At 73.9% G+C, this 7043-nt stretch carries 9 protein-coding genes; 1 reads left to right on the forward strand and 8 read right to left on the reverse strand.

The genetic code is table 11. From position 1 onward, the window contains the following. Positions 1 to 38 precede the first annotated feature (38 nt). Genes O2W15_RS17265 through era form a run of 3 tightly spaced genes read right to left on the reverse strand, consistent with a single transcriptional unit; the run spans position 39 to position 2471 of the window. On the reverse strand, positions 39 to 803 hold the full coding sequence (locus tag O2W15_RS17265; protein ID WP_269161982.1) for an isoprenyl transferase: 765 nt from the start codon (positions 801 to 803) through the stop codon (positions 39 to 41). Continuing rightward, entirely contained in the window at positions 800 to 1546 is a 747-nt protein-coding gene (gene recO, locus O2W15_RS17270) for a DNA repair protein RecO (protein ID WP_036333685.1), read from the reverse strand. The genes O2W15_RS17265 and recO overlap by 4 nt, the downstream gene beginning before the upstream one ends. A 7-nt stretch (positions 1547 to 1553) precedes the next feature. Next, positions 1554 to 2471 carry a GTPase Era gene (era, locus tag O2W15_RS17275; protein ID WP_269161981.1) on the reverse strand — a complete coding sequence of 306 codons (918 nt, stop codon included), beginning with the start codon at positions 2469 to 2471 and terminating at the stop codon, positions 1554 to 1556. Between the two features lie 76 nt (positions 2472 to 2547). Between era and O2W15_RS17280 the strand changes: the two genes are divergently transcribed. Continuing rightward, positions 2548 to 3144: a hypothetical protein gene (locus O2W15_RS17280; protein ID WP_269180266.1), complete on the forward strand. Its 597-nt coding sequence runs from the start codon at positions 2548 to 2550 to the stop codon at positions 3142 to 3144. Between the two features lie 60 nt (positions 3145 to 3204). Here O2W15_RS17280 and O2W15_RS17285 read toward each other — a convergent pair whose 3' ends face one another. From O2W15_RS17285 to O2W15_RS17305, 5 genes are all read right to left on the reverse strand, one after another. Continuing rightward, positions 3205 to 3864: a response regulator transcription factor gene (locus O2W15_RS17285; protein ID WP_269161979.1), complete on the reverse strand. Its 660-nt coding sequence runs from the start codon at positions 3862 to 3864 to the stop codon at positions 3205 to 3207. Then, positions 3861 to 4940 carry a sensor histidine kinase gene (locus O2W15_RS17290; protein WP_269161978.1) on the reverse strand — a complete coding sequence of 360 codons (1080 nt, stop codon included), beginning with the start codon at positions 4938 to 4940 and terminating at the stop codon, positions 3861 to 3863. The genes O2W15_RS17285 and O2W15_RS17290 overlap by 4 nt, the downstream gene beginning before the upstream one ends. Then, positions 4937 to 5818 (reverse strand): UbiA family prenyltransferase, encoded by an 882-nt coding sequence (locus O2W15_RS17295; RefSeq protein WP_269180267.1) that lies wholly within the window; start codon positions 5816 to 5818, stop codon positions 4937 to 4939. The genes O2W15_RS17290 and O2W15_RS17295 overlap by 4 nt, the downstream gene beginning before the upstream one ends. A 103-nt stretch (positions 5819 to 5921) precedes the next feature. Further along, on the reverse strand, positions 5922 to 6254 hold the full coding sequence (locus tag O2W15_RS17300) for a hypothetical protein (protein ID WP_036333679.1): 333 nt from the start codon (positions 6252 to 6254) through the stop codon (positions 5922 to 5924). 86 nt (positions 6255 to 6340) lie between these two features. After that, on the reverse strand, positions 6341 to 7043 hold a 703-nt coding region (locus O2W15_RS17305; protein WP_269180268.1), incomplete at its 5' end, for a hemolysin family protein.

The following is a 7043-nucleotide window of genomic DNA, read 5'->3' on the forward strand; positions in this document are numbered from 1 at the left end:
GCGAGCCTGCGAGCAGTGGGGGGCGAGGGGGTCCTTCTTCAGGCGCTGCCGAAGCGGCGCTGCCGGCTGGCGTACTCCTCGCAGGCCTGCCACAGGTGCCGGCGGTCGAAGTCCGGCCACAGCGTGTCCAGGAAGACCAGTTCGGCGTAGGCGGCCTGCCACAGCAGGAAGTTGCTGGTGCGGTTCTCCCCCGAGCTGCGCACGAACAGGTCGACGTCGGGCATGTCCGGCTCGTCGAGGAACCGGGCGACCGTCTCCTCGGTGACCTTGTCCGGCTTGATCCGGCCGGCGGCGACCTCGCGGGCGATCGCGGCGGCGGCGTCGGCGATCTCGGCCCGGCCGCCGTAGTTGACGCACATGGTCAACGTGAGGACGTCGTTGTCCTTCGTCAGCTCCTCGGCGACCTCGAGCTCCTTGATGACGCTGCGCCAGAGCTTGGGACGGCGCCCGGCCCAGCGGACCCGCACCCCGAGCTCGTGCATCTCGTCGCGGCGGCGGCGGATCACGTCGCGGTTGAAGCCCATCAGGAAGCGGACCTCGTCCGGGCTGCGCCGCCAGTTCTCGGTGGAGAACGCGTAGGCGCTGATCGCCCCGATGCCCAGCTCGATGGCGCCCTCGACGCAGTCGAACAGCGAGGACTCCCCCGCCTCGTGCCCGGCGGTGCGCGGCAGCCCGCGCTGCTTCGCCCAGCGGCCGTTGCCGTCCATCACGATCGCCACGTGCTGCGGCACCTTGTCGGCCGGGATGTCCGGCGGGGTGGCGCCCGAGGGGTGCGGGTTGGGGGCCTTCACCTCGCGCTTCACGTGCGGTCCACCAGCGGCAGCGAGCGCAGGCCGCGCTCCAGGTGCCACTGCAGCAGGGCCGCGACCAGGCCGCTGCCCTCCCGCCGGTTGGTGCCCAGGCTGGCCTCGGCCCGCCCCCAGTCCCCGGACAACAGCGCCTCCAGCAGTTCGATGGTGACCGGGCTGGGCATCGCCGAGCCGGTGGGCCGGCAGGACGGGCAGACCGTGCCCCCGGCCGGGACGGAGAAGTGCCGGTGCGGGCCGGCCTCGCCGCAGCGGGCGCAGTCGCCCAGCGCGGGCTCCCAGCCGGCGACCGACATCGCCCGGAGCAGGAACGCGTCCAGCACGAGCGGGGCCGGCTTGACCCCCTCGGCCAGCGTGCGCAGCGCCCCGACGACCAGCAGGAACATCCGCAGCGACGGCTCCTTCTCCTCCACCGTCAGCCGGTCGGCCGTCTCCAGCACCGCGGTGCCGGCGGTGTAGGCGCGGTAGTCGCCGACGATCTCGGTGCCGTAGGACCGGATCGACTCGGCCTGGCTGACGATGTCGAGGTTGCGGCCGGTGTAGAGCTGCAGGTCGACGTGGCTGAACGGCTCCAGCCGCGCACCGAACTTGCTCTTGGTGCGCCGCACGCCCTTGGCGACCGCGCGCACCTTGCCGGTGCGCCGGGTGAGCACGGTGACGATCCGGTCGGCCTCACCCAGCTTCTGGGTGCGCAGCACGATGCCCTCGTCCCGGTACAGCGCCTGCGGGGTGGTGCTCACGAGGACCTCAATAGCCCAGCCGGTTGAGCTTCTTCGGGTCGTCCTGCCACTCCCCCAGCACGGTGACGTGCAGGGCCAGGTGCACCCGGCCGCCGAGCAGCGTCTCCAGCCCGACCCGGGCCTCGCTGCCGATCGCCTTGATCGTCTGCCCGCCCTTGCCCAGCAGCATCGGCTTCTGGCTGGGGCGCTCGACGTGCAGCAGCGCGTGGATCTCGGTGAACACCGCGTCGGGGTCGCGCGGGTCGGGCTTGCGGTGCATCTCCTCCACGGTGACGGCGAGGGAGTGCGGCACCTCCTGGCGCACCTTCTCCAAGGCGGCCTCGCGCACCAGCTCGGTGATCTGCCGCTCGACGTCCTCGTCGGTGGTCTGCTCGTCGGGGTACATCGGCGGCCCCTCGGGCAGCATGCCGATCAGCAGGTCCTCCAGCAGCGAGACCTGGTCACCGGCCACCGCGCTGACCGGCACGATCTCGCGCGCCTCGACCAGCTTGCTGGCCGCCACGAGCTGCTGGGTGATGGCCTTCTTGCTGGCTGCGTCGGTCTTGGTCACCACCAGCACGATCGGGGTGGAGACCTCCTTGAGCTGCCGGGCGATGAAGGCGTCGCCGGTACCGACGGGCTGGTCGGCGGGGATGCAGAAGACGATGACGTCGACCTCGGACAACGTGTCGCGGACGACGTCGTTGAGCCGCTGGCCGAGCAGGCTCTTGGGCTTGTGCAGCCCCGGGGTGTCGACGAGCACCAGCTGGCCGGCCGGCCGGTGCACCACCCCACGGATGGCGTGCCGGGTGGTCTGCGGCCGGTTGCTGACGATGCCGACCTTCTCGCCGACCAGGGCGTTCGTCAGCGTGGTCTTGCCCGCGTTGGGCCGGCCGACCAGGCAGGCGAAGCCGCTGCGGTACGGCGGCTGATCGGAGGAGGTCACGCCGTCCAGTCTCCCACTGCGCACCGACAGCACTGCTGCGACCGGCACGGGTGGCCGTCCTGCGATCATGGCGGGCATGCCATCCCGGTCCCGACGCGACAACGGCGAGCCCCTGGTCGTGCAGGCCGCCCGGGACCGTGAGCGGCACATCAGCCAGGTCACCAGCTACGGCTACCTGGCCCGCCGCGGGCCCAAGCGGCACGTCACGGTGACCCCGCGGCCGTTGCGGTACTGGCAGTACGACCCGGCCTCGCCGCTGGTCATCACGCTGACCGTGCTCGCCGTCGCGGCCTGGCTGGGGTTCCTGGGCTGGCGGGAGGGCGGCGCCGCGGCCGCCGCGGAGGCGCCGATCGCCCTGGGGCTCGGCCTGCTGGTGCTGGTGGTGTCGACCGGCCGCTTCACCGTCTCCGACTTCGCCGTCTCCACCGACATCGCCGGGCTGCGGCAGACGTCGTCCTTCGGGGTGGTCCCGCTGGTGCTGGTCCGTGAGGTGGTGCCGGGCGCGCCGCCGGCCGACTGGCCGAGGGCCAAGCGGCGCGGTGGCTGGTGGCCGGGCCGGCAGCGGATCAGCGTCCGGCACCTGGACCCCGACGGCGAGACCCCGAAGGCGTTCACCGGCTGGGTGCGCGATCCCGCCGCGGTCGCCGACGCCCTGGGCCATCGACTGCCCTGACGGCCCCGTCCAGGGCACCGCCGGCGAGCTCGCGAAGGGTGGGGAGGACGGGGTCCTTCCTCAGTCGTCCCCGAGGCCGGGGGCGAGCAGCCGCGCCCGGGTCGCCCGCCGCACGGCGTCCAGCCGGGAGGTCGAACCGAGCTTGGCGTTGATGTTGCTCAGGTGCCGCTTCACCGTGCCCTCGCTGATCCGCAGCTCGGCGGCGATCGCCGCGTTGGAGCGCGCCTTGCCGACGAGGGCGAGCACCTCCACCTCGCGTTCGGACAGCATCGGCCCACCCTGCGAGGTGAGGCCGGCCAGCCCACCGCGGGACACCGACAGGGTGATCAGGTCCTGCTCACGGTCGGTGGCGGCCCGGATCGCCGCCACCAGCTCGTGGTGCCCGATCGTCTTGATCAGGTAGGCGGAGGCGCCGCGGAGCAGCAGCTGGCGGGCCAGCGGGGTGTTCTCGTGCATGGTCAGGACGACGATGCGGGTGGACGGCGAGGCGCTGCGGATCTCGACCAGGGAGGTCAGCACCGACTGGCCGGGCATCTCGACGTCCAGCAGCACCACGTCGGGCCGGTGCTGGCGGGCCAGCCGCACCGCCTCCTCCCCGTTCGCCCCCTCCGCGACCACCTCGATGCCCTCGTGCACGGCCAGCAGCGCGCCCAGGCTCTCGCGGAACAGCCGGTGGTCGTCGACCAGGACCACCCGGAGCCCGCGCTCGACGCCGGTCATGCGCTCGCCCGGGGCAGCGGCACGGTCAGCACGAGGCAGACGCCGTCCGGCCCCGTCTCCAGGGCCACGTCGCCACCGAGGCCCTCGGCGCGCTCCCGCACCGACGCGAGCCCGACGCTGCGGGTGGCGTCGACCGCCGCGGGGTCGAAGCCGGTGCCGTCGTCGGCCACGCTGGCCTGCAGCTGCCCGTCGGCGACCCGGACGACGACGTCCAGCCGGGTGGCCCGGCGGCCGTGCAGGAACGAGTTGCGGATCGCCTCGCGCACGATGAGGTAGCTCTCCTCCTTGACGTGGCCGGGCAGCGGTGCCGCCTCCTCGCCGTCCTCGGTGAGCGTCACCTCCAGCCCGACCGGGGCGGTGAAGTCCAGGTACTCCTGCAGCGCTTGGGCCAGGGAGCGGTCCCCGACCACGTCGCGCAGCCGGGTGGCCAGGCCACGCACGTCGTTGAGCGTGTCCAGCAGCAGCTGCCGGGTGGTGCGCAGCCGGTCGACGTCCAGCGGCTGGCCGGTGGCGTGCAGGTGCAGGGCCAGGTCGATGCCCTGCATCGCTGCACCGATCCCGTGGCTGGTGTGGTCGTGCAGGTCGCGGGCGACCCGGCGGCGCTCGTCCCGGTTGGCGTCGCTGATCCGGGCGAGCAGCACGTCGACGTAGGAGACCGACGCGGGGATGACCAGCTCGTCGATCACCTGGTGCAGGACCAGCGCGACCTGCTCGGCAGGAGAGCGGGCACCGAGGAGGGCGTCGTCCCGGTGGTGCGCGACGAGCGCGGGCAGCGCCCGCTGGAACAGCAGGCTGGCCACCCGCAGCGACTCCGCCGGGTGCAGCCCGGTGCGGGCCCGGGCCGCGCCGACGTCGGGCTGGGCGGCCGGGGCCGCAGCCGGCGGCAGCCCGCGGACCCGGGCGTGGGTCGCCCGCAGCACGGCGAGGAGGCGACCGTGCAGCTGGGCGGCCCGGGCGGGGTCCGCCGACAGCCGGGGTGCGACGACGGCGGCATCGGCCAGGACCGTGTCGGCGATCGCGGCGTCGAGCTCGTCGTCGGCATCGGTGATCCGGTCGGCGTCCTCCGGTGCGGTCACAGCAGCACGCTGACGACGACGAGCGGATTCGCCAGGTACTGGGTGACCATGAAGGCACGGTAGGGCCGACGCCGGCGCTGCCGTGGGCCGCCCTCCGGCGTCAGCAGCGCGAGCACGGCGACGACCTCGCCCCCGAGGCACAGCGCGGCGGCGGGCGCGAGGAGCTGCGGCCAGACCCCGGCGAGCGCGAGGGCGGTGAGCCCCAGCAGCAGCGAACCGCCGGCGATCACCCGGACGGCGGTGCGGTGTCCGGCCACGACGGGCAAGGTACGTCGCCCGGCCACCCGGTCCCCCTCCCGGTCACCGAGGTCCTTGGACGCACCGGCGACGGCCATCCACGCCGACAGGAGCAGGAAGACCGTTGCGTACGGGGCCGACAGGCCGCCACCGGCCGCGGCCACGCCGGCGCCGTAGCTGAGCAGGCCGCCTCCGATCGCGGCCACCGTGGTGCCGGCCACGCTGTGCTTGAGCGGCCGCGGTCCGACGCTGTACGCCCAGCCGAGCACGGTCATCGCCACCGCGCAGGCCAGCAGTGCGAGCACCCCCGAGCAGGCCGCCAGCAGCAGTCCGGCACCGGCCAGCGCCCACGCCGTCCGCACCGCGACCCGCGCCTCGACCCGGCCGGAGGCCAGCGGCCGGGTGCTGCCGTTGGCCCGGTCGCCGAGCAGGTCGGAGACCCCGTTGACCAGGTAGATGCTCATCACCAGCAGCGACCAGGCCAGCGCACCGATCACGACCGCCGGCCGCAGCGCGCCGGCACCGGCCACCCCGACGACGGCCCCGACGGTGTACCGCAGCGCGAAGACCGCCTGCACCACCGGCCGGGTCTCCGCCCAGAGCAGGGGGACGGCGCGGAGCAGGGCCGATCGCTGTGTCACGGACACAGCCCCACCCTGGTCCAGACCGGGCCGATCTCCGCGCCCCGAAAGGTGTAGCTCGGCTACACCCTTCGACACATCCGCCCGGCCAGGATGCCGGGGGTCAGGTGGTGGTGCGGAGCACCCCGTCGGGCCCGGCGAGCAGGACCGGCGCCGCGGCCGTCAGGTCGTGGACGGCGGCCAGCCCGGCCTCCTCGACGGCCTCGGCAGCGCTGACGACGGCTGCGGCCTCGAGCCCATCGACACCGCTGGAGACCGCGGCGGCGACGGCGGCCTGCAGCGCGGACAGCTGCAGCGAGGGCAGCGCCACGGTGGCTGCGAGGTACGTGCGCCCGTCCGTGTCGCGCACCGCGGCGCCCTCGGCCGCGCCGGTGCGGCTCCGGGCGGAGCGGGCCAGCGTGATCAGCTTGGCGTCCTCGGGGTCCAGCTCAGCCACCGGATCGATCTCCTGTCCATCACCCTGGCCCTTCCGCAGGGGCCCGACGCGAGCTTGCGAGCGGTGGGGGGCGGGAGGGTCCTTCCTCAGCTTTCCACGGCCGCCGGTTCGGGTTCCCGGGCGGGCTCGTCGTCCGCGTCCTCCGCGCTCGGCTCGGGCACCCGGTTGACCAGGATCGTGTCGATCTGGTTGCGCCGCCCGCCGGTGCTCTCGGCGAGCAGGTGCAGGCCACCGACCTCGGCGGCCGAGCCCTCGATCGGGACCATGCCGATCTCCCGGGCCAGCAGGCCGCCGACGGTCTCGACCCCGTCGTCGTCGGGGAGCTCGACGCGGAACAGGTCGGCGAGGTCCTCCACGGGGAGCCGGGCGGTGATCCGCACCGAGCCGTCCTCCAGCTCCTCGATCGGCGGGCGCTGGACGGTGTCGTGCTCGTCGTCGATCTCGCCGACGATCTCCTCGAGGATGTCCTCGATCGTGACCAGCCCGGCGAAGCCGCCGTACTCGTCGACGACCACGGCCATGTGGGCCCGGGAGGCCTGCATCTCGCGGAGCAGCTCGTCCACCGGCTTGGACTCCGGCACGAAGGTGGCCGGGCGCAGCAGGTCCTCGACCTTCGGCTCGCTGGCCCGGGACTCGGAGGAGCCCTGGGTGCGACGCACCAGGTCCTTGAGGAAGATCACGCCGATGATGTCGTCGACGTTCTCGCCGATGACCGGGAGCCGGCTGAAGCCGCTGCGCAGGCACAGCGCCAGCGCCTGCCGGAGGGTCTTGCCGCGCTCGATCCAGACC

It is taken from the genome of Modestobacter sp. VKM Ac-2979, from assembly GCF_026967995.1.
Classification (GTDB): Bacteria; Actinomycetota; Actinomycetes; order Mycobacteriales; family Geodermatophilaceae; genus Modestobacter.